The sequence below is a fragment of the Sphingomonas oryzagri genome (genome assembly GCF_029906645.1).
GTDB lineage: Bacteria > Pseudomonadota > Alphaproteobacteria > Sphingomonadales > Sphingomonadaceae > Solisphingomonas > Solisphingomonas oryzagri.
Genome location: NZ_JARYGZ010000001.1, coordinates 380,044 through 405,938, shown reverse-complemented (window position 1 = coordinate 405,938; position 25,895 = coordinate 380,044). Strand labels below are relative to the sequence as shown.

The window sequence follows — 25,895 nt, the reverse complement described above, 5'->3', positions numbered from 1 at the left end:
TCCTCCAGGCAGGGACAAGGTCTCACTGCCGAGGGTTGACTGCATGGCGACGCCAGAGAATCACGAAGATCCCAATGAGCGCCCCCCGGTCATCGGCCCGGAACATGACGAGGGCCAAGGCCCCCGCCGCCGTGACTTCCTGAACATCGCCGCCGTCGCCTTCGCCGGCGTGGGCGGTGCCGCCGTGCTGATCCCGCTGGTCAACCAGATGAACCCGTCGGCGGACGTGCTGGCGCTCGCCTCGATCGAGGTGGACATCTCGAAGATCGAATCCGGATCGGGCATCAAGGTCTCCTGGCGCAAGCAGCCGGTGTTCGTGCGCAACCTGACCCCCAAGGAGATTGCGGAGGCCGATGCCGTTCCCGTCTCCTCGCTGCGCGATCCCGAGACGCTGGAGCAGCGTACCAAGCCCGGCCACAAGAACTGGCTGATCACGCTGGGCGTCTGCACCCACTTGGGCTGCGTGCCGCTGGGCATCTCGCCGGAAGAGAATCGCGGCCCTTATGGCGGCTATTTCTGCCCGTGCCACGGCTCGCAGTACGACACCGCCGCGCGCATCCGCGGCGGGCCGGCGCCGAAGAACCTCTTCGTGCCGGAGTACGCGTTCAAGTCGCCCACCACTGTCCAGATCGGTTGAGGTAAGAACAGATGAGCTTCCCCTGGGCTGAGCATTACGCGCCGAAGCATCCGCTGATGCGCTATCTGGACGAGAAGCTGCCGCTGCCGCGCCTCGTCTACAACGCGGTGGGCGCCGGCTATCCGGTGCCGCGCAACCTCAACTATTTCTGGAACTTCGGCGTTCTCGCCGGTTTCGCGCTGACGATCCAGATCGTCACCGGCATCATCCTGGCGATGCACTATGCCGCCAACGGCACCGTGGCGTTCGACAGCGTCGAGCACATCATGCGCGACGTGAATTCGGGCTGGATGCTACGCTACATGCACGCCAACGGCGCCAGCTTCTTCTTCATCGTCGTCTACATGCACATCTTCCGCGGCCTCTATTACGGATCGTACAAGGCCCCGCGCGAGATGGTGTGGCTGCTCGGCGTCGTGATCTTCCTGCTGATGATGGCGACCGCCTTCATGGGCTACGTGCTGCCGTGGGGCCAGATGAGCTTCTGGGGCGCGCAGGTGATCACCGGCTTCTTCTCGGCGATCCCGGTGGTTGGCGAGCCGATCCGCCAATGGCTGCTCGGCGGCTTCGCGCCGGACAATGCTGCGCTCAACCGCTTCTTCTCGCTCCACTATCTGCTGCCGTTCGTGATCGCCGCGGTGATCATCCTGCACATCTGGGCGCTGCACATTCCGGGTTCCAACAACCCCACCGGCGTCGATGTGAAGGGTCCGCAGGACACCGTGCCGTTCCACCCGTATTACACGGCGAAGGACGGGATGGGCCTCGGCGTCTTCCTGATCTGCTACTCGCTCGTGGTGTTCTTCGCGCCGAACGCGCTCGGCCATCCGGACAATTATATCCCGGCCAACCCGCTGACGACGCCCGCGCACATCGTGCCCGAATGGTATTTCTGGCCCTTCTACGCGATCCTGCGCGCCTTCACGGTGAACTTCCTGTGGATCCCGGCGAAGCTGTGGGGCGTGGTCGCGATGTTCTCGGCGATCGCGCTCCTCTTCTTCCTGCCGTGGATCGATCGTTCGCCGATCCGCTCGGCCAACTATCGCCCGATGTACCGGATCGCCTTCTGGGTGCTGGTCGCCGACGTGCTGGTGCTCGGCTGGGTCGGCAAGAGCCCGGCGGAGGAACCCTATGTCCGCATCGGGCAGTTCTGCGCCGCTTACTATTTCTTCCACTTCCTGATCCTGGTGCCGCTGATCGCCAAGTTCGAGAAGCCCCTGCCGCTTCCCAACTCGATCACCGAGGCCGTGCTTGGTCACGACCCCGAAGCCGCTCCGGCTGTCGCCTGATAGGGAGACCGAACGACCATGCTTCGCTTCTTCGCTCCCCTGATCGCTCCGCTGGTCGGCCTCGCCTTCGTGGCGGCCTTGCTGATCGCCTTCGCGATGCCGCGCGATCCCGTCGCGCCGCTGCCCACCGCGTCCGAGGAAAAAGGCGGCTTCCACAAGGAGCCGAACGACGTCCACTACAGCTTCGAGGGGCCGCTGGGTAAGTATGACAACCAGCAGCTGCAGCGCGGCTTCCAGGTCTACAAGGAAGTCTGCTCGGCCTGCCACTCGATGCGCCTCGTCGCCTTCCGCGACCTGGAAGGGATCGGCTTCTCCAAGCCCGAGGTGAAGGCGATCGCCAAGAATTGGGCGACCGAGACCCCCTCGATCAACCCGGACACCGGCGAGCCTGCGACCCGCAAGTCCCTGCCTTCGGACTTCATCCCCGGTCCCTACGCCAACGAGACCGCCGCGCGCGCCGCGAACAACAACGCGCTGCCGCCGGACATGTCTCTGCTGGCCAAGGCGCGCGAGGGTGGCCCGGCCTATATCGAGTCGATCGTGACGGGCTACGAGGACGTGCCGGCCGAGCTGAAGAAGAAGTTCCCCGACTTCACGGTGCCGACCGGCCTGCACTTCAACCCCTATTTCGCGAACCTCAACATCGCGATGCCGCCGCCGCTCGCCGCCGATGGGCAGGTGACCTATTCGGACGGCACGGTCGCGACCAAGAAGCAGATGGCGACCGACGTCTCGGCCTTCCTGATGTGGGCCGCCGAGCCGAAGCTCAACCAGCGCCACTCGCTCGGCCTCGTCGTACTCGGCTATCTGGTGATCGCCACGCTGCTGGCTTTCGGCGCCTACCGGAACATCTGGCACGGCAAGAAGCACTGATCGCTTCGCCAGAAACAGGAAGGGCCGGCCACCGCGAGGTGAGCCGGCCCTTCTCGTTTCGGGATCAGCGCGGCAACCGGATCAGGGGATACCGATCATCTTGTGGGTCTGGACGGAGAGCCGCCAGCCGGGATGCTCCATCACGTAGCGCAGCGCCTCGGCGCGCCATGCCTCGCGATGCGCGCCGTCCATCGGCTGGATCAGGAAGTGATCGAACGCCCAGTCGCGGAAGACCTCGGGATCGACGCCTGACTGCGGCCAGACGAGCTTCAGCTCGGCACCCGATCGCTGCACCACCTCGGTTCCCGCCTTGGGGCTGATCGTCACCCAGTCGATACCCGGCGCAGCAGGAATCGTGCCGTTGCTCTCCATCGCCACTTCGAATCCGGCGGCGTGCAGCGCATCGACCAGATCGTCCGTGACCTGGAGCATTGGCTCGCCGCCGGTCATCACAATCAGCCGCCCGCGCGGATCGTCACCCCACAAGGCGACCGCCTTCGCCACCAGCGCGTCGAGATCGTAGCGACCGCCCTCCTCGCCATCCATGCCGACGAAATCGGTGTCGCAGAAGGTGCATTGCGCGGTGGCGCGGTCCTCCTCGCGGCCCGACCACAGGTTGCAGCCGGCGAAACGCAGGAAGACGGCGCGGCGGCCGGCATTGATCCCCTCCCCCTGCAGGGTGAGAAACATCTCCTTGACGGCGAAGCTCATGGTCGTTGGATCATGGGCTCGTGGCGTAGGAGGTCGGGTCCGGCAGGCCTGCCTCCTCGAACCCCTTGATGCGCAGGCGGCAGCTGTCACACAGGCCACAATGCTGGCCGCCCTGCGGATCGTAGCAGGACCAGCTCATGCCCGCGTCCAGCCCAAGCCGCGCCGCCTCGCGCACGATGTCCGCCTTGGTCATGTGCTGGAGCGGCGCGTGGACCTTGAATCGATCGCCCTCGACGCCCGCCTTGGTGGCCTTCGCCGCGAGATTCTCGAACGCCTCGACGAACTCCGGCCGGCAATCGGGATAGCCCGAATAATCGAGCGCGTTGATGCCCAGGAACAGGTCGCGCCCGTCGCACGCCTCCGCCCAGCCCAGCGCCAGCGACAGGAAGATGGTGTTGCGCGCCGGCACGTAGGTGACGGGGATGCCAGGCTGCACACCCTCCTTCGGCACGTCGATATCGTCGGTGAGCGACGATCCGCCAAAGGCGCGCAGGTCGATCGGCAGCACGATATGGCGATCGGCCTCCAGCGCGGCGGCGATGCGACGCGCGGACGCCAGCTCGACCAGATGGCGCTGGTTGTAGTTCACCGTGAGCGCGAGCAGCTTGTAGCCCTGCTCCTTCGCGATGGCGGCGGTCACCATCGAATCCAGCCCGCCCGAAAGCAGGACGACCGCCCGGCGCGCGCCGTTGCTGTTGGTATCTGTCATGTTCGCTGCGCTACTCCAGAAAGCCCCTTCCTGAAAGGGAGGGGTTTGGGGTGGGTTCGTTTCCGGATCGAGCTTCCGTCCGCCTCGGGCGAACCCACCCCCGCCCCCTCCCTTTCAGGAAGGGGAGAGTCACGCCGGCAGCGCGACCGGAAAGCTCTTCGCGCAGAATTCGCAATCGACATGGACGAGTCCGTTCTCGTCCGCCATCTGCGCGCGCTCCTCGGGCGGGAAGCGGGCGATCACCGACTGGATATGATCGGGCGAACAGCGGCAGCCGCGCGACAGCGAGGCGACCGGCAGGATGCGCACCTCCTCCTCCTCGTGGAACAGCCGCCAGAGCAGCTGGTCGAGGCCGAGGCCGATGTCGGTCAGTTCGTCGGCCTGCACCGTGGTAGCCAACGCCTCGACATGCTGCCATTCCGGATGATCGAGCTTGGTGTGAAGCCGCTCGCGCCCTTCCTCGCCTTCGGGCAGATGCTGGATCAGGATGCCGCCTGCAACGTGCGTCCCGTCCTCGCGCGTCTTCACCGCGACGCGGACGAGGCTGGGAATCTGCTCGGACTGGGCGAAATAATGCTGGGCGGCATCGGCCAGCGACCCGCCCTCCAGCGGCACGATGCCCTGATAACGCTCGCCGGTGGTCTCCTGATCGAAAGTGATCGCCAGATAGCCCTTGCCGAACAGCGCGAACAGCGACGGCTCGGCCGGCATCTCCGCCACCTTGTCGGCATCGAAGCGGAGGTAGCCGCGCATCTCGCCGCCCTTATAATCGGCGACGAGCAGGTCGACGGCACCGCCCTGCGTCTGCGCCTGCAGGGTGAGCTGGCCCACCTCGTTCTTGAGCGTGGAGCCGAGCAGGGCCGCGAGGACCAGCGCTTCGGCCAGCATCTTCGCGAGCGCAGGCGGGTAGGCGTGGGCGGCGAGGATGGTGTCGAGCGCCGGCCCCAGCCGCACCAGGCGGCCGCGCGCATGGCGCGACGCGATGGTGAAGCCGAGCGCGGTGTCGAGCGTGGCGGTTTCGGTGGTCATGGCAAAATCCCAATATCCCATCCGTTCGCACTGAGCGAAGTCGAAGTGCGGGCCTCAAGCAACGTGGCTTGCAGCCCGTCCTTCGACTTCGCTCAGGACGAACGGGTTAGGGGAAGTTACAGCGGATATTGGAAGCGAGCGCCGGAATGTCCACTCACAGCTCCCCGAAGCACCACAGCAAAACGGACTTCTGGGCGTGGAGCCGGTTCTCCGCCTCGTCCCAGATCGCGGACTGCGGGCCGTCGATCACCGCGTCCACCACCTCCTCGCCGCGATGCGCGGGGAGGCAGTGGAGGAAGGTGGCGTTGGGCTTGGCGCCCGCCATCAGCCCGGTCGTCACCTGATAGGGCATCATCGCGGCGAGCTTCGCCTCGGCATGTTTCTGGCCCATCGAGATCCAGGTGTCGGTGACGACGATGTCGGCACCCGCCACCGCCTCGGCAGCATCGCGGATCAGCGTCACCTTGCCGCCCCGGTTGGTAGCTGTGCCGATCACGTCTGGATCGGGATCATAGCCCTCGGGGCAGGCCGCGACGACCTCGAACCCCATCAGGCTGCCCGCCTCGATGATCGAGTGGAGCACGTTGTTGCCGTCCCCGAACCACGCCCACTTCGATCCGGCGAGCGATCCGCGCCGCTCGATCACAGTCTGCATGTCCGCCATGATCTGGCAGGGGTGCGAGGCATCGGTCAGGCCGTTGATCACCGGTACCGTGGCGTACCGCGCCATCTCGACGATCTTGGCGTGATCGTCGGTGCGGATCATGATCGCATCGACCATGCGGCTGAGGACGCGGGCGGTGTCGGCCACCGTCTCGCCCCGGCCGAGCTGGGTGGTGCCCGCGTCGAGGATCAGCGTCGTGCCGCCGAGCTGGCGCATCGCCATGTCGAACGACACGCGGGTGCGGGTCGAGTTCTTCTCGAAGATCATCGCCAGCGTGCGGCCTTCGAGCGGGCGATCGGGATCGGGGGCGCCCTTCGGCAGCGTCGCGCGGGCCGCCTTGCGAGCCTTGGCATCGGCCAGCATCGCGGCAATCGCGGCGGTACCGGCATCGGACAAATCGAGGAAATGGCGGATGGTCATGGCTTTCACATCCCACGTCCGTTCGCACTGAGCGTAGTCGAAGTGCAGCCACCGGCTGCGCATGGGCTTCGACTACGCTCAGCCCGAACGGATATTGCGCTTGGTTAGACTCACGCCGGCGGCGTGTAGCTCCGAGCCGCTTCGGACATCAGCCCGGCGAACTCGTCGATATGGCTCTGCTCGATGATGAGCGGCGGCAGCACGCGCACGACATTGTCGCCCGCCGCGACCAGCAGCAGCCCGTGCTTGTCGCGGGCGTGCGCCACGAAGGCGCGGCTGTCCGACTTCATCTTCACGCCGAGCATCAGGCCCATGCCACGCACGCTCTCGAACAGGTGATCGTGGTTCGGGATCAGCTGCTCCAGCGTCGCACGCAGGCGCTCACCGGTCGTCTTCACCTGCTCCAGGAAGCCCGGCTGCAGGATCACGTCGAACACGGCCTGGCCCGCCGCCATCGCCAGCGGGTTGCCGCCATAGGTGGAACCGTGGGTGCCGATCACCATGCCGACCGCCGCTTTCTCGGTGGCGAGGCAGGCGCCGAACGGGAAGCCGCCGCCGATGCCCTTGGCCGACGCCATGATGTCCGGCACGATGCCGTACTGCTCGTGCGCATAGAGCGTTCCGGTACGCGCGACGCCGCATTGCACCTCGTCCAGCACCAGCATCAGGTCGCGCTCGTCGCAGATCTTGCGCAGGCCCTCCAGGAACTCCTTGGAGGCCGGGCGGATGCCGCCCTCGCCCTGCACCGGCTCGACCAGGAAGCCGGCGGTGTTGTCGTCGACCAGCGCCAGCGCCGCCTCGAGATCGTCGAACGGCGCATATTTGAAGCCGGGCAGCAAAGGCTCGAAGCCGTCGCGCATCTTCTCCTGATTGGTCGCCGAGATCGCGCCCAGCGTCCGCCCGTGGAAGGCGTTGTTGAAGCAGATCAGCGTGTTCTTGTGCGGATTGCCCTTGGCGAAATGATAGCGGCGCGCGGTCTTGATCGCGCACTCCACCGCTTCCGCGCCCGAATTGGTGAAGAACACCGTGTCGGCGAAGGTATTGTCCACCAGCCGCTGGGCAAACGCCTCACCCTGCGGCGAGCCGTAGAGGTTGGAGACGTGTATCAGCGTCGCCACCTGATCCTGCACCGCCTTGGTGAAGGCGGGGTGGCCGTGGCCGAGCAGGTTCACCGCGATGCCGCTGGCGAAATCGAGATAGCGCTCGCCATTCTCGCCGAACAGATAGGCGTCCTCGCCTCGGACCGGACGCACGCCACACCGCGGATAAACGGGCATGAGGGGCGTGATCGTCATGGCAAAGCACTCCTTCTTGTCGTTGTGGAGAACAGCTCCGGGAAAGCAAAAAGGCGACCGTGGGGCCGCCTGTCTGGGGAAGGCTCCTTACTGGAGCGATCGGCATCCGACAACCCCGCCGGATCCGGGCGTAACGGGGCGTTTACCGGCGATCGGCATGGTCCGCACGATGGCGAAAGCGACGACTCTCGGGGATGCCTATTTCGGGCGGGCGGGTGCGCCGAGGCGGATCAACATCGCCATGCTCGCGCTGATGGCGCCGCTTCCCCTCGCGGCCATCGACATCAACACGACGCGTACCGTGCTCATCACGCCCATTTCGCCGGCCGTGCGGGATATGGGGATCGCGATCGGCGTGCTGGGCGGCCTCGCGATCGGCGCCTGTTTCATGGTGCTCACCCGCATGTCGCCGCGTCGCCCCGGCTGGGGGCGCAGCATCGGCACGTTCGCCTTCTTCTCGCTCATCTTCGCCCCGCTCAACGGCGCGATCGGCGGGCATTTCGCGTGGCGCCTCGCGGATCTCTACGCCTTCGACTGGCGCGCGCCGGTCGGCACGCCGAAACCCTATGACGTCGATTCCTTCCAGAAAGCCGGTCGCGGGACGGCGAAATACGCCTCGATCGATCCATTCAACGCCGGGGAAACGCAGGTCGAAATCACCGACGCGGACTACCAGACGCTGCTGAAGAAAACACCGCGGGGCCACTACCCGCCCTTCTGCCTGTGGGTGCTTCAGGAACAGTCCGGGTCCGCCATACGCATCCTGACGGGATCGGCGTTGCGCGCCCACCCGAGCGCGCTGGCATCCTGCCCCTGACGCGTACTGGTCAGTTCTTGATCTTCCAGCCCCGGCGCAACAGCGTGTAGCAGAGCACGCCCATCGCGACGTTGATGACGAACAGCAGCCCCGCCCCGAACGCCACCGGCGAATCGGCGACGCCCAGGAAGCCGTAGCGGAAGCCCGAAATCACGTAGAAGATCGGGTTGAAGTGGCTGATCAGGCGGAACGTCGGCGCCAGCTTGTCCACCGAGTAGAAGGTGCCGGAAAGCAGCGCGAGCGGCTGCACCACGAAATTGGTGACGGCGGCGGCGTGATCGAACTTCTCCGCCCAGATCGAGGTCAGCACGCCCAGGAAAGTGAGCAGCAGCGAGCCCATCAGGCCGAACCACAAAACCGCCAGCGGATTGGCCATGGCGACATGCACGCCCGGCCAGCACAGCATCGCGATCCACAGCGCGCCGCCGACCAGGAAAGCGCGCGTCACCGCCGCCAGCGACAGGCCCGCCAGAAGCTCCGACGAGGAGAGCGGCGGCATCAGATAATCGACGATCGTGCCCTGCAGCTTGCCGACCAGCAGCGAAAAGCTGGAATTGGCGAAGGCGTTGGTCATCATGCCCATCACGATCAGGCCCGGCGCGATGAAATCGGCGAAGGGGCGGGTCGTGCCACCCACCGGAACCGCCGCCCGCGCGCCCAATGCGACCGTGAAGATCACCAGATACAGCAGCGTCGTGACGGCCGGCGCCCACACAGTCTGAAGCTGGACCTTGAAGAAGCGCCTCACCTCCTTCACATAGAGGGTGCGCAATCCTCCCCAGTTGACCTGTTTGATCACGGGCACGCCCGGGGGGGAGATCATGGGCTGCGTGGCGTTGTGGGGCTGGTCGAGCATGGCTGCGACCTAAGCCTCCGGTGCCGCCCCCGCAAGGGATACGGAGAAGAAACGAACGATGTCGTGGACGGACGAGCGGATCGACAAGCTCAAGAGCCTGTGGGGACAGGGCCTCACCGCCAGCCAGATCGCCGATGAGCTGGGCGGCGTCAGCCGCAACGCGGTGATCGGCAAGGCGCACCGCCTGGGCCTCGAAAGCCGCCCCTCGCCCGTGAAGGGCAATGACGATGCGGCGCCCGCGCCGGCCGCGCCCAAGGAGGCTGCGCCGCCGCCTGCCCCGAAGGTCGAGAAGGTGGAAAAGGTCGAGGCGCCTCGCCCGCGCCCGGTCGCCGCGGCGCCCGAGCCGCCCCCCGCGCCGCCCCCCCGTCCCGATCCGGTCCCCGCGGCTGCCGCCCCGGCACCGGCCGAGCCGCGCGCCGACCAGCCGGTCTATCGCTCGATCGGCCCGGGCGGTTTCCAGCGCCAGCAGCCGGGCGAGCAGCAGTCGCCGATCCCGCCGGCTCCGCCGCGCCGTCTGGTGCCGGCCAAGCCCGCGCCCGAGATCGCCGACAAGACCTCGCTGCTGGAACTCAACGATCGCATCTGCAAGTGGCCGCTCGGCCATCCGGGCGAGCCGGATTTCCACTTCTGCGGCGATCCGGTGAACCCCGGCTTCCCCTATTGCGTGCAGCATTGCGGCCAGGCCTATCAGGCCCAGATGCCGCGCCGCGACCGGCGCCCGCCGCCGCCGCTGCCCTATGGCGGCCCGCGCGTGCGTTGATGACTTGGTCCTCCCCCGCCAGGGGGGAGGATTCAGGTTAAGGGCAGTTCGCCTTGCCCTCGCGCATCGTACGCTCCACCGCCTGCACCATCGGCTCGGCGACGGCATCGATCATGGTCGCGCGATCGCGACCGGCGCTGCTGGTCCGTCCGCAATGCGCGCTGGCGAAGCCGTGGGTGACGCCCCAGTCGACCGCGATCCGGGTCAGCCCGTCGGCCTCCCCCTCCTCGTCCACCCACCCGTCGATGCGGATGTCGCGCGCCCCGACACCACCGATCCGATCCCGCCACGCGGTATCGATGTCTCGCGCCCAGTCGCCGCCTCCGTTGCGCCCGGCAGTGAGCGCGACCTCCGCGCCACCCTCGCCCGCCTGCGGGGTCGGCGCCACGCCGGTCGCATAGCTGTCGATCGCGCCACGCGCCGCCGACGCCTGATCGACGCCCTGCGCCACCTGATCGCCGACCGCGTGCACCCCGAAAATGTTTCCGCGCGCGACGCCGAAGAACATCGTCGCGATCAGCGCCAGCACCAGCGGCCCGCGCAACTGCGCCGGCATCGTCGTGCGACAGAGCACGATGATCATCGCGCCCGCCGCCAGCCAGATCGCGACGATCAGCGGCCATCCCGGCGCGCCGCCGGATGCCAGGCGCATCCACGCCGCCATTACCACGCCCGCCGCGCCCGCCGCAGCGAGCACGCCCATCTTGCCGCATACCGGCGCCTCGTCCCTCACCAACATAGCCGAACCTCCCGCGCCGGTGATGCGCGTGGCATGGTGAGCGGCAGGTAACCGAAAGTCGGAAACCGCATCCGGAACGGACCAAGCACACCCCGCTTGGCGTGGGCGCCCTCGCCCGTCTATGCTGGCGCACGATGGCCAACGACGACGATCTCTTCACGCCCCCGCCCCGCTCCTCCAACGAAGGCTATGACGCCTCCTCGATCGAGGTGCTCGAAGGTCTCGAACCGATCCGGCGGCGGCCGGGCATGTATATCGGCGGCACGGACGAGCGCGCGCTCCACCACCTCGCCGCCGAGGTGATCGACAATGCGATGGACGAGGCCGTCGCCGGACACGCCACCCGCATCGAGGTGACGCTGAGCGCCGGCAACCGCCTGACCGTGATCGACAACGGGCGCGGAATCCCGATCGACGAGCACCCCCGCCACAAGGGCAAGTCGGCGCTCGAAGTGATCTTCACGATGCTCCACTCCGGAGGCAAATTCTCCGGCGGTGCCTATCAGACGTCGGGTGGCCTGCACGGCGTCGGCGTCTGCGCGGTCAACGCGCTCTCGGTCGAGACGGTGGTCGAGGTCGCGCGCAACAAGGAACTGTACCAGCAGCGCTTCTCGCGCGGGCATCCGCAAGGCGCGCTGGAAAAGGTAGGCGCGGCGCCCAACCGGCGCGGCACTTCGGTCAGCTTCGTGCCCGACGTCGAGATTTTCGGCGAGCTGAAGTTCAAGCCGCAACGCCTCTACCGCCTCGCCCGATCCAAGGCCTATCTCTTCGCGGGCGTCGAGATCCGCTGGAAGTGCGATCCCGCGATCCTCACCGACGACACCCCGCACGAGGCGGTGTTCCAGTTCCCCGGCGGCCTGTCCGATCACCTGAAGGAACAGGTCGGCGGGCGCGAGTGCGCGACGGCGGACTTCTTCAACGGCCGGCAGGATTTCGCCGACGGCATGGGCTCGGCCGAATGGGCGGTGGCCTGGCCACTCTTCTCGGACGGATCGTACAGCTATTACTGCAACACCATCCCGACGCCCGATGGCGGCACCCACGAACAGGGCCTGCGTGCCGCACTGGTGAAGGGTATCCGCGCCTTCGCCGACCTCACCGGCAACAAGAAGGCAAAGGACATCGCCCCCGAGGACGTGATGACCGGCTCCGAACTGATGCTCTCGGTCTTCATTCGCGACCCGCAGTTCCAGAGCCAGACCAAGGACCGCCTCACCTCGCCCGACGCCGCGCGGCTGGTCGAGGCAGCGGTGCGCGACCATTTCGACCATTTCCTCAGCCACAACATGGATCGCGGCAAGGCGCTGCTCGGTTATGTGCTCGATCGCATGGACGAGCGGCTCCGCAGGAAAGCGGAGCGCGACGTCAAAAGAAAGACAGCCACTTCCGGGCGGAAGCTCAGGCTTCCCGGCAAGTTGACCGACTGCGCCTCGGACTCGCCCGAAGGCACCGAGCTGTTCATCGTCGAGGGCGATTCGGCCGGCGGCTCCGCCAAGCAGGCGCGCGACCGCAAGACGCAGGCGGTGCTACCGATCCGCGGCAAGATCCTCAACGTCGCGTCCGCGAACAGCGCCAAGATATTGGCGAACCAGGAAATCGCCGATCTGATCCAGGCGCTCGGCTGCGGCACGCGCGAGCGCTGCGACGCCAGCCAGCTGCGCTACGAACGCATCGTCATCATGACCGACGCCGACGTCGACGGCGCCCACATCGCCACGCTGCTGATGACGTTCTTCTTCCAGGAGATGCCCGACGTGGTGCGCAAGGGGCACCTGTTCCTCGCACAGCCGCCGCTCTACCGGCTGACGGCGGGCGCCAAGAGCCTCTACGCCAGGGACGACGAGGATCGCGCGCGGATCGAGGCCGGCCCGTTCAAGGGCAAGAAGGTCGAGGTCGCGCGCTTCAAGGGCCTCGGCGAGATGAACCCGCAGCAGCTGCGCGAAACCACGATGGACCCGGCGACGCGCGGCATGATCCGCGTGACGCTGCCGCAGGAATATGAAGAACGGGCGGCGGTGCGCGATCTGGTCGATCGGCTGATGGGCAAGGAAGCGGCCCACCGCTTCGCCTTCATTCAGGAGAATGCGGCGCGGGTGGACGGGGAAGAGATCGACGCCTGAACGAAGGCCGGCGCGGCGAAGGGGATGACGTGCAGATCATACGGGTCGCCGACCAGCCCGACATGCCGTGGAAGAATGGCGGCGGCACGACGCGGGAACTGCTCGCCGCACCGCCAGGCGATCAGGGCCTCGCTTGGCGCATCAGCGTGGCGACGATCGCGCGGGACGGCCCGTTTTCGCGTTTTCCAGGCGTGGAACGCACGCTCGTCGGCCTGGCCGGCGTCGGTGTCCTGCGGGTCTCGGGCCGGTTGGTGGATGTCGAGCCGGGTACGATCCTGCGTTTCGACGGCGAGGAGGCCGTATCGGCGATCGTCGGTGCCACCCCCATGCACGTTCTCAACGTCATGGCGACAGCGCGCGATTGGCGTCAGGAGGTGGGCGCCCCCCGACCCATCCGTCCGGCCCCATGGCAGGATGAACAGCCTCACATGTTCGTCGCCATGCAGGAAGGGCCGCGCCTCCACCTCCGATCCGGCGACCTGATCCGCGAGATTGGCATGGATGATCCGTTCGACGGTCTCTCCGCGATCGAAATCCGGTTGCTGAGCCGCAGGACGCCTCCCTCAGACGGTTGACCTGCCCGTGCCGACTTCCGCAGCCCACGATCGGCATTTGACTCGCCTCAATCTGTGATCTTAGATTGTCCATGACAGTATCCGGCTGCGGGGGCTTACATGGCGAGAGACATCACCCGGCGCGATTTCGTGAATGGCGTGGCGGTCGGCGCGGCCGGCCTCGCGTCCGCGAGCCTGCTGGCCGGCTGCTCGCCCGCCGGCAACGCCGCCGCCTCGGCGAGCGACCTCGCCGCCACCTATCCCCCGCTCCGCACGGGCCTGCGTGGATCGCACCCCGGCGCGTTCGAGCAGGCGCATGTGCTGCGCGACGGCGGGCATCCGGGCAAGGGCAATCCGGTCGACACCGGCGAACGCTACGACCTGGTCGTCGTCGGCGGCGGCATCAGCGGGTTGTCGGCGGCGCATTTCTTCCGGCAGGCCAAGCCCGACGCCCGCATCCTGATCCTCGAAAATCACGACGATTTTGGCGGCCATGCCAAGCGCAACGAGTTCCGCCCGGCCGGATCGCCCACTTTGCTGTGCAACGGCGGCACGCTCGGCATCGACAGCCCCTATCCCTACAGCCCGCAGGCGGACGGATTGCTCAAGGCGATCGGCCTCGACGTGGAGGCGATGAAGGGGATCGAGAAGGAAGGCTATTACGCCTCGCGCGGCCTCGGCCACGGCATCTTCTTCGACAAGCAGACCTTCGGCGCGGACCATCTGGCGGTCGGCACCAAGGCGACGCCCTGGCCGGATCTGCTCGCCAAGGCACCGCTCTCCGACGAGGCCAAGCGCAATATCGCGGCGATCGAAAGCGGCGGCGAGGCGTGGATGCCTGGCCTCTCCTCGGCCGAGATGAAGGACAAGCTCAGCCGCATCTCCTACAAAGCTTATCTGGCCGATTACGCCAAGGCCGATCCGCAGGCGCTCGCCTATTTCCAGCCGCGCTCGCAGGGCTGGTGGGGCGTGGGGATCGATGCGATCACAGCGCTCGATGCCTGGGGCATGGGTTTCCCCGGTTTCGAGGGGTTGAAGCTGGAAAAAGGCGGCATCGCGCGGATGGGCTTCACGCCCTATGGCTATGCCGAGACGGGGGGCAGCTACACGCTCCATTTCCCGGACGGCAACGCCACCATCGCGCGCCTGCTGGTCCGCTCGCTGATCCCCGAGGCGCTGCCAGGCAAGGATGCGTCCGACAGCGTGCTGGCGCAGGCCGATTACAGCCAGCTCGACCGACCGGAACATGCCGTCCGCATCCGCCTCTCGTCGATCGCGCTGGCGGTGCACCATCTCGGATCGCCCGACACGGCACGCGAGGTGCAGGTGACCTACGTCACCGGCATGGATCTGAAAATGGTCCGCGCAAAACAGGTAATCATGGCCAGCTGGAACATGATGATCCCCTATATCGTGCCCGAACTGCCCGACCCGCAGAAGGCCGCACTGCACGATCTGGTGAAGGCACCGCTCGTCTACACCTCGGTTGAGCTGGCCAACTGGCAGGCGTTCGACCGGCTCAAGATCAACCGTGTCTATGCGCCGGGCTGCTACTTTACCGATTACGGGCTGAACGAGGTGGTCGACGTCGGCGGCTATGCGACGCCGCGCGATCCCTCCAAGCCGACGATCGTGCGGCTGGAGCATGTCCCCTGCCAGCCCGGCCTGCCCGAATTCGACCAGAACCGTGCCGGCCGCATGGCGTTGCTCCAGACGCCGTTCGAGGAATATGAGCATCATATCCGCGACGAGATGGGCCGTGCGCTGGCGGGCGGCGGCTTCGATCCGGATCGCGACATCACCGGCATCACCGTCAACCGCTGGCCGCACGGCTATGCGCCCGAATTCAATCCGCTGTGGGAGCCGGTACTGCCGGAGGATCAGCAACCCAATGTGATCGCGCGCAAAAGATTCGGCCGCATCGCGATTGCCAATGCGGATTCCGGGCGCGGCGCCTATACCAGCGTGGCGATCGACCAGGCGCACCGCGCCGTAGGGGAGCTGCTGAGCTGAGCAAGACCGAGGAAAAGGAGCAGGAAGGCGAGGCGACGCTCCGCGCCGGCGTGTATGACGAACTGCGCCAGCGCCTGATCACCGGCCGCATCGCGCCGGGCCTCGGCATCTCGACACGCGGCCTCGCGCAGCAATTGGGCGTCAGCCAGATGCCGGTGCGCGACGCCCTCTCCCGCCTCGCCGCAGAGGGCGCGGTGGAGATACGCTCCAAGCGCAAGATCATCGTGCCGGTGATGACGCCCGAGCTGCTCGAAGAGGTGATGCACTGCCGGCTGCTGCTGGAGCCGGAGGCGGCGGCGCTCGCTTTGCCCGCCATCGACGCCAAGCTGATCCGTCAGCTGCGCGCCGCCGACGCCGCGATCGATGCCGCGATCGAGAGCGGCGACGTCAACAGCTACATGGAAAACAACTACGCCTTCCACTTCCTGATCTATCGCGCGCGGGGCCAGGGCGTGCTGACGCGGATGATCGAGACTTTGTGGATGCGCTTCGGCCCGCTGATGCGGGTGGTCTACGGGCGGGTCGGCACGGCGCGGCTGGTCGATCAGCACCAGCAGGCGCTGGATGCGATCGTGCGCGGCGATGCGGCGGGTCTGGCAGACGCGATCCGCGCCGATATCGGCGACGGGCGCGGACTGATCGACGTCGAGGAATAAAAAAAGGGCGCCTCCCTCCCCGCCGGGGGGAAGGAGGCGCCCTTCTTCATCCGATCAGCGGAAGGAGCCGCTCAGCGTCACGCCGAACACGCGCGGCTCGTTGTAGATGCCGGCGCGATAGTTCGAGGTGTCGATCACGTCGATCAGGTTCTTCTCGTTGGTCAGGTTGCGCACGAAGAACGCCACCTGATAGCTCTTGAAGGCGTAGCCGACCTTCGCGCCCAGCTCGAAATTGCCGTCGGCGCGATACTCGACCGACTGGTAGGCGACGAAGTTGGTCTTGCCCTGCATGTTGAAATCACCGCCGACGAACAGCTTGCTCGTGTCGCTGATCGGGAAGTCATACTGGGCGCTGAGGTTGACGTTGTAGTCCGGCGCGTTCGGGAACGGGTTGCCGTTGATCTGCGCGAAATAGTTGCTGCCGACCTTCACGACCGGGTTCAGCACCGTCTCCGACAGCACGCCGCCCGCCGAACCGACCTGCGCATAGACGTTCTTGTCGACGATCTCGGTGTGCAGCAGGCTCAGGCCCGCATTGATGTGGAGGTTCTGCGTCGGCTTCGCGTCGAGCTCGGCCTCCATGCCGTAACCCTTGCCCTTGTTGGCATTGAACAGCACGCCGTTGCCGTTGCTGTCGTTGCCGTTGAGCTGGATGTTCTTCACCTCATAATAGAAGCCCGAGACGTTGAAGTGGACCTTGTTGTCCAGGAACGCGGTCTTGAAGCCGGCTTCGTAGCTGGTGTTGGTTTCCGAGTTCGCCGTCGAATAGGCCGTCGCGAACACCGCCGAGCGGCCCTGGATGGTCGGGCCGCGGAAGCCGCGCGCGACACGGGCGTAGACGCTGATCTCCGGGTTCACGCGGTAGAGCAGGCTCGCATCCCAGCTCGGCTTGGTGTCCGACAGGCGGCAGTGGGTGCTGTTGCCGCACTCGTAGGACGAGGTCGGCGCGGTCACCGGCACGCTCAGCGTCGCGAAGTTCGGATGCTCGAGCAGGTCGGTCGTCTTGGTGTCCTTGGTCACGCGCACGCCACCGGTCACCGTCAGCTTGTCGGTCAGCGCATAGCTCGCCTGGCCGAAGGCGGCCCAGCTCTTGTTGACGTCGTGCAGCAACACCCAGTTGTTCGGGTTCGGCGCGGTGCCCAGCGCGTTGCTGGTCAGGAAGAAGCTGCGCTGGTCGAACTCGGTATGGTCGCGCGAATCGAAGTAGATGCCGCCGACCTGCCACTTGAAGCGACCGGTGTCGTCGCTGGCGAGGCGGACTTCCTGGGTCCACTGGTCCAGCCCGCGCAGGCGCCCCTGCGACATGCCGCAACCGGCCGCGCAATAGTTCGGCGCGACGCCGCCGAAATTGGCGGCAGCACCACCGTCGGTATCACCCAGGCTGTGGCCCGCCGCATGTTCCCACGCGGTGATCGAGGTCAGCGTGATGCCGCCGAAATCGTAGCCGACCTTGGCCGACACGCCGTGCATCCTGTAGCTCTGCGGGTTGTTGTGCGCCTCGTCGTTGGCGACCTGCCCGCGATCGAAGTCCGACGGCACGGCATCGGTGCCGACCTTGATCGATCCGCGATAGAAGGGCGTCGCGGTGCCGTCATAGTCGCGATAGTGGCCGGACAGGCGGATGCTCAGGTCCTCGGTCGGCTTGAACAGAAGCTGCAGGCGCACGTCGCGCTCGTCATAGCCGCCCATCACGTTCTTGCCGGTCTTGGTGCCGTCGTCGGTCGGGCCGGTGTAGGTGTTGTCGATCCAGTCGTCGCGGTGCTGGTACAGGCCGGACAGGCGGAAGCTCACGCGGCCGTCCTCGGTCAGCGGCCCGCCGACGCCGACATCGGCGTTGACGCTGTTGAAACGGCCGTAGCTCAGCGAACCCTGGCCCTGCCACGTCTCGCTCGGCTGAGCGCTGTCGAACTTGATGATGCCGGCGGTGGTGTTGCGGCCGAACAGCGAGCCCTGCGGCCCCTTCAGCACCTCGACCTGCGCGATGTCGTAGGCCGGGTTCGACTTCAAGACGACATGCTCTTCGACCACGTCGTCCTGAATGATCGACACGGGCTGCGAGGCGCCGAGGTAGAAATCGATATTGCCGAGACCGCGAATGTAGAAACGCGGGAAGATGCGGCCGGTGGTGTCATCCACGTACAGGCTAGGCACACGACCGGAGAGCGACAGCAGGGTGTCGGCGCCACCGGCCTGATAATCGTGGAGCGCCTCGGGCTTGATCACCGAGACCGAGACCGGCACCTTCATCGTATCTTCGCTGCGGCGGTTCGCGGTGACGATGATGGCGTTGTCGTCACCGGCGGTCTGCGCATTGGTCGGCGTGTCGCCAGCCGGCGCCTGCGCGAAAGCGGTCGCGGGAACGAGCGAAAGCCCGGCAATTCCAGCCAGAAGCCACGCGGCGGATTTGTTCAAAGTCATGTCTGTCTTGCCCCTTGGATCCGGGCGCCTTTGGTGGCGCTTCCGGTCAGCGCAGCGCCTCTGCCCACGACTCATGACCGCTTTGTGGCAATGCGGAAAAATCCCGATGGATGAAGCGGGATTTCCGCTTGGGTGTGGCCGAAATGCTCCGCGCGATCAGTGGAAGCGCTTGCGCAGCGTGATCCGGAACGTCCGCCCCGTCGGATTGATGTAGGATTCGCTATAGGCCGACGGCACGACGCCACGGGCATCGTGCACCGTGGCATGTGCGCCCAGGATATTGTCGGCCGAGATGTTGAGCTTGCCGCGCAGGAAGGGCAGCGCGCGGCTCAGCCAGCCGATCTCGCCCATGTTGAGCTGCAGCCGCAAATCGAGCGTGACCCCTTGCGAGAAGGTCAGGTCCTCGTCCGCCAGCGGGCCGGCCATGACATGGGTCGGCGCCTGCCAGCGCGCGTTGATGTCGGCGCTCCACAAGCGGGTGGCGACGGTGGTTTGCAATTCCAGCTCATGGCGCGGCGTGCCGCCCGTATCGCTGATGAAGTCGCCGTCGAGCAGGTCCAGCCGGGGCGATCCCTCCTGCAGGCGGACATCGTCCTGCAGGCGCCAGGTATCATAGAGCGCGATCTGGAACTGGTCGCGCGCGATCGGCTTGCCGTCCCGCCCCGGTGCCGGATTGGCCGGACCGAAGGCGGTCGAGTAATTCAGCCCCCAGCGGATGCGCTGCTGATCGCGCGAGTAGAGGTTGACCGGGCGATCATCGACGGCGGTCAGGTAGCCATCCGCATTGCGGGTGAAGGAGTCGGGAAAGGCGGCATCCGTCTCGGCCGTCGCCGCCGTGACGTTGAAGATCGGATTGCGGTCGTGCTCGATCGTATATTCGGCCGAAAGCTGGAGATTGGCGAGCGGCGTGATCTGCGCGCGGATATCGGCGATGCGCGCGCGTTCCCGGTCGAGCGCCGGATTGCCGCCCACCGTCTGCTGCACGATCGATGTCTGCCCGGTGACGAAATCGAATTCGCGCAGGTCCGGCGTGACGAGCAGCCCCTGGGCGAGCTGCGTCAGGTCCGGCGCCTGCTCCTCCCGCCGCGCCGACGCCACGATCTCGATCGGCTTGATCGGCGTCCATTGCAGGCTCGATCCGATGGTGGTCAGCGTGCCGAAGTCGGAAAGGTGGCGAGCCTCGCCATTGAGGCCGACGGTCAGCTTGCCGATCGGCGATCGCGCGGTGGTGACCGGCAGATCGAGATTGGCCTGGACGTTGCCTTCGTTGCGATTGAGCGTCTGATATTCGCCCGCGCCCGGCGCCTCGCTGCGGATGCCGGACAGGACGAAACCGGTCCGGATCGAAGCGCTGGCCGATCCCGCCGGCAGCGCGAACAGCTTGCCGTTGAGGTAGAAGTCGCCGCTCGCCGTGCGCTGGTCCGTCACCACGCATCCGGTATCGGCCGGGCCATCGCAATGGTGTGCGAGCATGCCCGGCGAGGGCAGCTGGATCGTGTCGAACCGCCCCGGACCGTCCAGCGTGTCGATGGTGCGGGTCGTGTCGTCGAGCTTGCCGATGAAGGACCAGTGCCACTCGCTGAGCTTGCCGTTGAGCGTCAGGCTGGTCTGGGCATCGACCGTCTGGTCCGACCGGTAGCGCGGGCCGGAAATCTCGTCCGGCGATCCCTGCGCGACAAGAAGGGCGCCGTCATCGTCCGACAGGCCAAGCCTGCTCTGCAACGAATGGAGTTCGAGCCGCCCGGCAAGCTCCGCCGTGAGTCCCCCCATCTGCCGGGTCGCATCGCCGCTGATCGTCAGGTCGTCGCTCTGCGTGGCGAGCGTATGGGCGGGCACGGACGTGTCGGTCGCGCCCGGATCGGCGAGAGTGGTGCCCGAATAGATCGGATCCTGGTGCGCGTAATCGAGATCGAGGTTCCAGTGCGAATTCTCGCCGATCCGCAGCAGGTCGGCCTTCGCCCGGTAGACTCCACGCCAATTCTCCGGCGCGGCGGTGTAGCGGCCGAGCAGGGTCAGCGCGCGATAGTTGCTGCGCAGGACGACGTTCACCACCTTCTGGCTGGCGTCGTAGCCATATTGGAGCGCGACCTTCTCCGGATAGACCTCGATCCGGCGGATCGCCTCGGGCGGCAGATCCTTGATCGCGGCGAAACCTGCAATGCGCTGGCCGTTGACCAGTACGATCGGCGTGTCGCCCGCCTTGCCGGGCGCGCTCTGACCGTTGCGGAATTCCGGCGCGAAGAGGTCGAACACCTCCTGCAGATCGGCCGCGCCCAGCGCCGAGATGGCCGCGGAGTTGATCGTCACCTGCGGCGGAATGTCGGTGGCGACCGCGCCATGCTGCTGATGGGCGGTGACGAGGATCTCGTCCTTCGCCGCTTCCTCCGCCTCGGCCGCATCCGCCTTGGAAAAGGAATCCGCCGATGGCCCGGCAGGGGCCGGTGCCGGCGCAACGGTCTGCGCGCCCGCCGGCGCGGCCACCAGCAGAAGGCCGTACATGCTGGTAAGCCCGGCGGCGCCCATCGCCCGCCGATACACTCCGTTCATTCTCACACAGGCTCCGATCGCCGCAACACACCGGTCTTCGCGCGCCGAAACCGGCGATCACGCAGCCCTCATGGCGGAGCGCATGGGCCGCCCCATATGGCGGCGTACCCGTCCGCGATCTTAAGTTTTCGTCATGTTGAACGGACGGCGCGGCGGTGCGTGCGATCGCCCGCTGGCGGGCCTGCTATGGTGACGATTGGCGCACCCGACAGGATTCGAACCTGTGGCCTCTGCCTTCGGAGGGCAGCGCTCTATCCAGCTGAGCTACGGGTGCCTGAGCGGGCGCTTAGCAGAGCGTTTCGCGCCCCGCCAGCCCCACCCGCCTCTTATTTCGGCGCACCGCTGATCGGCTGGAACTGGCCGAGGCCGCACGACGCCCCGCGCATCGGCGGGCTGGAGGTGATGACGTGGATGATATCCACGTTGCAGAGCTGGTCGATGCTGGTCTCGTAGCCGAACCGCTCCTCGAAACCGAGCGAGGGGCAGCTGTTGGGCAGCTTGTTACGATAGACCTTGCCGCCGTTCATGTAGAAATCGATCGTGCTGTCGTCCCGCACGCGGGTCTCGCGGATGTTGTGGAGCGAGATGCAGCTCACGGGCGGGCCGGCGGGCTGGATCTTCGCCTCCTGATCGGGCTTGAGCGGTCGCGCGACGGCCGGGCCGGCGATGGCGGCGATCAAGAGGATAGTGGCGAGGGGACGGTTCATGGCAACCTGCTCCGACTTGGCATCTCTGCTCGATAAACGCCTGATACGCCTGATACGCCTGATTTACGCCACCGCGCCCGGCGGAGGCGTCTTCGGCCGGTAACGGCACAGATCGGCGACGGGACATCGCCAGCATTCCGGTTTTCGCGCCTTGCAGATGTACCGGCCATGAAGAATGAGCCAGTGGTGCGCGCCGCCCCGGAACGGCTGCGGCGTCACCTTCTCCAGCTTGTCCTCCACCACCCGCACATCCTTGCCCGGCGCAAGGCCGGTGCGGTTGGAAACGCGGAAGATATGGGTATCGACCGCGATCGTCTCGTGCCCGAAGGCCACGTTGAGGACGACGTTGGCGGTCTTGCGGCCGACGCCCGGCAGGCTCTCCAGCGCCGCGCGATCCTCCGGCACCTCGCCGCCGAAGCGATCGACAAGAATCTGCGCGGCGGCGATGACGTTCTTCGCCTTGGTGTTGAACAGGCCGATCGTCTTGATGTGATCCTTGAGGCCCGCCTCGCCCAAGTCCAGCATCTTCGCCGGGGTATCGACCTCCTCGAACAGCCGCCGGGTCGCCTTGTTGACCCCCACGTCCGTCGCCTGCGCGGACAGCGCGACGGCGACCAGCAGCGTGTAGGGGTTGGTCCACTTGAGTTCGGTCTCGGGCGCGGGATCGCCCTCGGCCAGACGGCGGTAGAATTCGAAGACGTCGGCCTTTTTCACAATCCCAGCACGTCGGCCATCGTGTAGCGGCCGGCCGGACGCCCTTCCGCCAGCCACAGCGCCGCCTTGAGCGCCCCGCGCGCGAAGATGCCGCGATTCTCGGCACGGTGGCCGATCTCGATGCGCTCGCCGTCGGTCGCGAACACCACCTGATGATCGCCCGCCACCGATCCGCCGCGCAGCGAGGCATAATAGATACCGCCCTGCTCGCGCGTTCCCGGCCCCTGCCCCATCCGGTCGAGCCGGTTGAGGCTCTGCCCGTCGGCGGCGCCGCGCCCGGCATTGGCGGCGGCCCCCAGCAGCAGCGCGGTGCCCGACGGCGCATCGACCTTGTGGCGGTGGTGCATCTCGACGATCTCGATGTCCCAGTCCGGCCCCAGCCGCCGCGCCGCCTCCTCCACCAGGCCGCGCAGCATCGTGATGCCGAGCGAGGTGTTGTAGGTCTGGACGATCGCGATCGACTGCGCCGCCGCGTCGATCCGCGCATGATCCTCCGCCGACAGACCGGTGGTGCCGATCACCATCGGCGTGCCGGCGGCCACCGCCGCATCGAGATGCTTCGCCAGCGCATCGGGCGCGGTGAAGTCGATCAGCACGTCGGCCTGCCCTGCAAGCGCCACGAGATCCGGATCGCCCTTGTCGATCCCGCCGGCGACCGCGACGCCCGCCGCCTTCGCCGCCGCGTCGATCGCCTGCCCCATGCGGCCATCGAAGCCGAGGATACCGATCGAGGTCATCGCAGGCTCCCGAAATTGACGAAGTTGACAGCAGCGAGCCGAACGGAAAGCCGCTCGCTCGTTCGATCGAATTGGAAAGAGGCGGGCATCTTCATGCCCGCCTCATGACATTCGCAATCCTACAAGGGAAGCGCCTGCCTCACATCCGGTAGCTGGCAGTCAGGCCGACGGTGCGCGGCCGCCAGGTGGTATCGGTATACAGCAGCGTGTCGACGCCCTGGTGGCTGCGGTCGAGCAGCGGCGAACTGTCGAGCAGGTTGTCCACGAACACCGAGACGTTGAAGCCGCCGATGATGCCGCCTGCGCGCAGGCCGACGAAGTGCTGCGCATCGGACGCGACCACGCCCGGATCGTAGTTGGCGGTCAGCGGGTCCATCTCCTTGGTCCGCTTGCTCGGGCTCGAATACTGATAGTCGACGCGCGCGAAGCCCTTTTCGCCGAACGCCGGGAAATCGTACTGCACGCCGATGCTGGCGGTCCACGGCGATCCGCCGAGGCTGTCGCCCTTCACCGCCAGGATCGAGGTCGGCGTCACGTACTGCGCCGTCTTGGTATAGCGGCTGTCGGTATAGCCGAGCGCCATGTCGACGGTGATGCCGGGGATCGGATTGGCCGTCATCTGCAGGTCGAAGCCGCGCGCGCGGGCCTGGCCGAGATTGTCGATGTAGCGGATCGCGCAGGTCGGCAGGTTGACGAACTGCTGGATGCCCTTCCACTGGATGGTGAAGGCGCTCGCCTCGATCGACAGCTTGCGATCGAAGAACTTGTCCTTGGTGCCGATCTCGAAGCTGTCGACCTTGTCGGACTTGTAGGAGGACGGCGCGCCGGTGATGCCGAGATTGTCGAAATCGTCCGAGCAGGCATCGTAGGGCACCGGCGCATTGGCGCCGCCGGGGCGGAAGCCGCGTGCATAGGTGCCGTAGAACAGATTGTCCTGCGTCGCCTGCCAGCTGATGTTCGCCTTGGGCGTGAACGGTTTGGACGACGTGCCGCCCTGCGCCTCGGTGCGGCCGTAATTCTGCGGGCCGTCGGCGAAGTTGGTGAAGTTATAGCTCACCTTCTCGTACCGGCCGCCGCCGGTGACCGACAGCTTGGGCGTGATGTGCCACGTGACATCGGCGAACACCGCGATCTGCTTCTCGTGGCTGATCGACTGGTTGATGTAGCTGTCGCGCCCATCGTAGAGCGGGATCGGCCCGTCGGCGCCCGCCGCCTGGCCGAAATAATCCTCCAGCGACATGCCGAAGAGCTGCTCGAACAGCTGGTTGCCGTGCGGATCGACGAGTTCCTCGCGGCTGAGCTGGCGCTGTTTCTGGTAGAAGACGCCCGCCACCCAGGTGATCGGCGCAGTCGGATCGACCGACTGGATGCGGACTTCCTGCGTGAAGATGCGCTGGCGGTTGGTGACGACGCTGGGGCTCAGATAATAAGAGACATCCGGATTGATGCCGCGCGGCAGGAGCAGCGTCGGCGGAGTCGCCGGATCCTCGCCGCTCGGATCGAGCGTCAGCGTCTGGTAATAGCTCAGATCGTAGACCGTGCCATCATAACCCGAGATATTGCTGCGCTTGAAATAGCTGGTGTTGCTGACGACCTCAAACGCGTCGTTCTTGTAGTCGATCTTGAGCACCGGCAGCACGAACTTGTCCGGATTGCGCCGATATTCCGGGCTGGATTCGTGGAAGACGCCCTTCCCCGGATCGGACTGGCCCTCGACATAGCTGTCGTCGTCGGCGGTCAGGCGCTTCTGGTAATGAACCGACGGGGTGATCTGCAGGCCATCGACCGGCTGCCAGGTGATCGCGCCGCGCAACACGGTGACGTCCGAATAATTGGTGTTCTTCTTCAGGATGTTGCCGTCATAGTCCGTATGATCGATCCAGCCGCTGTCGCGGCGGTGATAGGCCGAGATACGGAAACCCAGCTTGTCCTCGACGATCGGCCCGCCGACCGCCGAGCCGAATTCCCAGCTCGCCCCGCCATGCGCCGTGGAGGACAGCTCGGCGCGGGTGTAGCTGGTGTAATCCTGCAGGCCCGGCTGCGGCGTGATGTAGCGCACCGTGCCGCCTTCCGAGCCGGCACCGAACAGAGTGCCCTGCGGCCCGCGCAGCACCTCGACACGATCGAGATCGAAGATGGCGGGTAGCGTGTCGTCCGAATCGAAGCCGAGGTTGCGGATCTGGATCGGCGTGTCGTCGATATAGATGCCGGTGGTGCCGGCGCCAGCATTGGACGAGATGCCGCGAATGGCGATCTCGTTCGATCCGTTGTCGACCTGGATGCCCGGCGTGAAGCGGGCAACCGCGGCGAGCGACTTGGCGCCCTTCAGGTCCAGTGCCTTCTGGTTGAACGCGCTGACGCTGACCGGCACCTTGGAGAGCAGTTGGTCCTGCCGGGTCGCGGTGACGACGATCTCGCCGAACGGGGCCGTCGTATTGGCGGCGGGCGGCGGCGGAGCGGGCGGCCCCGCTTTCTCCTGCGCCAGCAGCGGCGCGGGAAGTGCTGCGAGCACCAGGCCCGATGTCAGCAGACGGCGAACGATACGCGTGCGAGCGGTCATGCCCCAACCCCCTTTGGTCTACTCGTTGGTGCCTTCCTGCGATGATGGCGTCTTTCGCGCCTGACGCCAT

The 25,895-nt window shown here is 66.5% G+C and carries 22 protein-coding genes and 1 tRNA gene; 9 read left to right on the top strand and 14 right to left on the bottom strand.

Annotated elements, in window-relative coordinates:
- Nucleotides 1–43: 43 nt before the first annotated feature.
- Genes petA through QGN17_RS01935 form a run of 3 tightly spaced genes read left to right on the top strand, consistent with a single transcriptional unit; the run spans nucleotide 44 to nucleotide 2,799 of the window.
- Nucleotides 44–637, top strand: a complete 594-nt coding sequence (gene petA, locus QGN17_RS01945; protein WP_281042836.1) for a ubiquinol-cytochrome c reductase iron-sulfur subunit — start codon at nucleotides 44–46, stop codon at nucleotides 635–637.
- An 11-nt stretch (nucleotides 638–648) separates the two neighbouring features.
- Nucleotides 649–1,926: a cytochrome b gene (locus tag QGN17_RS01940; RefSeq protein ID WP_281042835.1), complete on the top strand. Its 1,278-nt coding sequence runs from the start codon at nucleotides 649–651 to the stop codon at nucleotides 1,924–1,926.
- A gap of 18 nt (nucleotides 1,927–1,944) precedes the next feature.
- The gene (locus tag QGN17_RS01935) at nucleotides 1,945–2,799 is read left to right on the top strand and encodes a cytochrome c1 (RefSeq protein ID WP_281042834.1); all 855 of its coding nucleotides are present in this window, start codon (nucleotides 1,945–1,947) and stop codon (nucleotides 2,797–2,799) included.
- An 81-nt stretch (nucleotides 2,800–2,880) separates the two neighbouring features.
- Here the strand turns inward: QGN17_RS01935 and queE are convergent, their stop codons facing one another.
- From queE to QGN17_RS01910, 5 genes are all read right to left on the bottom strand, one after another.
- Nucleotides 2,881–3,510 carry a 7-carboxy-7-deazaguanine synthase gene (queE, locus tag QGN17_RS01930; RefSeq protein WP_281042833.1) on the bottom strand — a complete coding sequence of 210 codons (630 nt, stop codon included), beginning with the start codon at nucleotides 3,508–3,510 and terminating at the stop codon, nucleotides 2,881–2,883.
- A gap of 10 nt (nucleotides 3,511–3,520) precedes the next feature.
- The gene (gene queC / locus QGN17_RS01925) at nucleotides 3,521–4,219 is read right to left on the bottom strand and encodes a 7-cyano-7-deazaguanine synthase QueC (RefSeq protein WP_281042832.1); all 699 of its coding nucleotides are present in this window, start codon (nucleotides 4,217–4,219) and stop codon (nucleotides 3,521–3,523) included.
- Between the two features lie 129 nt (nucleotides 4,220–4,348).
- A complete protein-coding gene (gene hslO / locus QGN17_RS01920; RefSeq protein WP_281042831.1) occupies nucleotides 4,349–5,248 on the bottom strand; it encodes an Hsp33 family molecular chaperone HslO in 900 nt (299 codons plus the stop codon).
- A gap of 154 nt (nucleotides 5,249–5,402) precedes the next feature.
- Nucleotides 5,403–6,332 carry an ornithine carbamoyltransferase gene (gene argF, locus QGN17_RS01915; RefSeq protein WP_281042830.1) on the bottom strand — a complete coding sequence of 310 codons (930 nt, stop codon included), beginning with the start codon at nucleotides 6,330–6,332 and terminating at the stop codon, nucleotides 5,403–5,405.
- Nucleotides 6,333–6,442: 110 nt separating this feature from the next.
- Nucleotides 6,443–7,627 (bottom strand): aspartate aminotransferase family protein, encoded by a 1,185-nt coding sequence (locus tag QGN17_RS01910; protein WP_281042829.1) that lies wholly within the window; start codon nucleotides 7,625–7,627, stop codon nucleotides 6,443–6,445.
- Between the two features lie 169 nt (nucleotides 7,628–7,796).
- Here QGN17_RS01910 and QGN17_RS01905 point away from each other — a divergent pair, with 169 nt between their 5' ends.
- A complete protein-coding gene (locus tag QGN17_RS01905) occupies nucleotides 7,797–8,444 on the top strand; it encodes a hypothetical protein (protein ID WP_281042828.1) in 648 nt (215 codons plus the stop codon).
- 10 nt (nucleotides 8,445–8,454) lie between these two features.
- Here QGN17_RS01905 and QGN17_RS01900 read toward each other — a convergent pair whose 3' ends face one another.
- Nucleotides 8,455–9,267, bottom strand: a complete 813-nt coding sequence (locus QGN17_RS01900; protein WP_281042827.1) for an ABC transporter permease — start codon at nucleotides 9,265–9,267, stop codon at nucleotides 8,455–8,457.
- Nucleotides 9,268–9,358: 91 nt separating this feature from the next.
- Here QGN17_RS01900 and QGN17_RS01895 point away from each other — a divergent pair, with 91 nt between their 5' ends.
- Nucleotides 9,359–10,060, top strand: a complete 702-nt coding sequence (locus QGN17_RS01895; protein WP_281042826.1) for a GcrA family cell cycle regulator — start codon at nucleotides 9,359–9,361, stop codon at nucleotides 10,058–10,060.
- A 37-nt stretch (nucleotides 10,061–10,097) separates the two neighbouring features.
- Here the strand turns inward: QGN17_RS01895 and QGN17_RS01890 are convergent, their stop codons facing one another.
- Nucleotides 10,098–10,799 (bottom strand): hypothetical protein, encoded by a 702-nt coding sequence (locus QGN17_RS01890; protein WP_281042825.1) that lies wholly within the window; start codon nucleotides 10,797–10,799, stop codon nucleotides 10,098–10,100.
- A 134-nt stretch (nucleotides 10,800–10,933) separates the two neighbouring features.
- Between QGN17_RS01890 and parE the strand changes: the two genes are divergently transcribed.
- From parE to QGN17_RS01870, 4 genes are all read left to right on the top strand, one after another.
- The gene (gene parE / locus QGN17_RS01885) at nucleotides 10,934–12,919 is read left to right on the top strand and encodes a DNA topoisomerase IV subunit B (RefSeq protein ID WP_281042824.1); all 1,986 of its coding nucleotides are present in this window, start codon (nucleotides 10,934–10,936) and stop codon (nucleotides 12,917–12,919) included.
- Between the two features lie 29 nt (nucleotides 12,920–12,948).
- Nucleotides 12,949–13,494: a HutD/Ves family protein gene (locus tag QGN17_RS01880; protein WP_281042823.1), complete on the top strand. Its 546-nt coding sequence runs from the start codon at nucleotides 12,949–12,951 to the stop codon at nucleotides 13,492–13,494.
- Between the two features lie 99 nt (nucleotides 13,495–13,593).
- Nucleotides 13,594–15,486: an NAD(P)/FAD-dependent oxidoreductase gene (locus QGN17_RS01875; protein ID WP_281042822.1), complete on the top strand. Its 1,893-nt coding sequence runs from the start codon at nucleotides 13,594–13,596 to the stop codon at nucleotides 15,484–15,486.
- A gap of 50 nt (nucleotides 15,487–15,536) precedes the next feature.
- Nucleotides 15,537–16,142 (top strand): GntR family transcriptional regulator, encoded by a 606-nt coding sequence (locus QGN17_RS01870; RefSeq protein WP_281042821.1) that lies wholly within the window; start codon nucleotides 15,537–15,539, stop codon nucleotides 16,140–16,142.
- 54 nt (nucleotides 16,143–16,196) lie between these two features.
- On the opposite strand, the gene QGN17_RS01865 is transcribed toward QGN17_RS01870, so the two are convergent.
- The 7 genes from QGN17_RS01865 to QGN17_RS01835 all read right to left on the bottom strand — a co-directional run bounded on the left by QGN17_RS01865 (nucleotide 16,197) and on the right by QGN17_RS01835 (nucleotide 25,825).
- Complete coding sequence (locus QGN17_RS01865) at nucleotides 16,197–18,560, bottom strand: TonB-dependent receptor (protein ID WP_281042820.1); 2,364 nt, start codon at nucleotides 18,558–18,560, stop codon at nucleotides 16,197–16,199.
- 156 nt (nucleotides 18,561–18,716) lie between these two features.
- On the bottom strand, nucleotides 18,717–21,107 hold the full coding sequence (locus QGN17_RS01860) for a hypothetical protein (protein WP_281042819.1): 2,391 nt from the start codon (nucleotides 21,105–21,107) through the stop codon (nucleotides 18,717–18,719).
- Nucleotides 21,108–21,304: 197 nt separating this feature from the next.
- A tRNA-Arg gene (locus tag QGN17_RS01855) sits at nucleotides 21,305–21,381 on the bottom strand.
- Between the two features lie 52 nt (nucleotides 21,382–21,433).
- Entirely contained in the window at nucleotides 21,434–21,814 is a 381-nt protein-coding gene (locus tag QGN17_RS01850) for a hypothetical protein (RefSeq protein WP_281042818.1), read from the bottom strand.
- A gap of 63 nt (nucleotides 21,815–21,877) precedes the next feature.
- The gene (gene nth / locus QGN17_RS01845) at nucleotides 21,878–22,528 is read right to left on the bottom strand and encodes an endonuclease III (RefSeq protein WP_281042817.1); all 651 of its coding nucleotides are present in this window, start codon (nucleotides 22,526–22,528) and stop codon (nucleotides 21,878–21,880) included.
- A complete protein-coding gene (gene dapB, locus QGN17_RS01840; RefSeq protein WP_281042816.1) occupies nucleotides 22,525–23,265 on the bottom strand; it encodes a 4-hydroxy-tetrahydrodipicolinate reductase in 741 nt (246 codons plus the stop codon). Before dapB ends, nth begins: the two co-directional genes overlap by 4 nt.
- 139 nt (nucleotides 23,266–23,404) lie before the next feature.
- A complete protein-coding gene (locus QGN17_RS01835) occupies nucleotides 23,405–25,825 on the bottom strand; it encodes a TonB-dependent receptor (RefSeq protein ID WP_281042815.1) in 2,421 nt (806 codons plus the stop codon).
- Nucleotides 25,826–25,895: the final 70 nt, after the last annotated feature.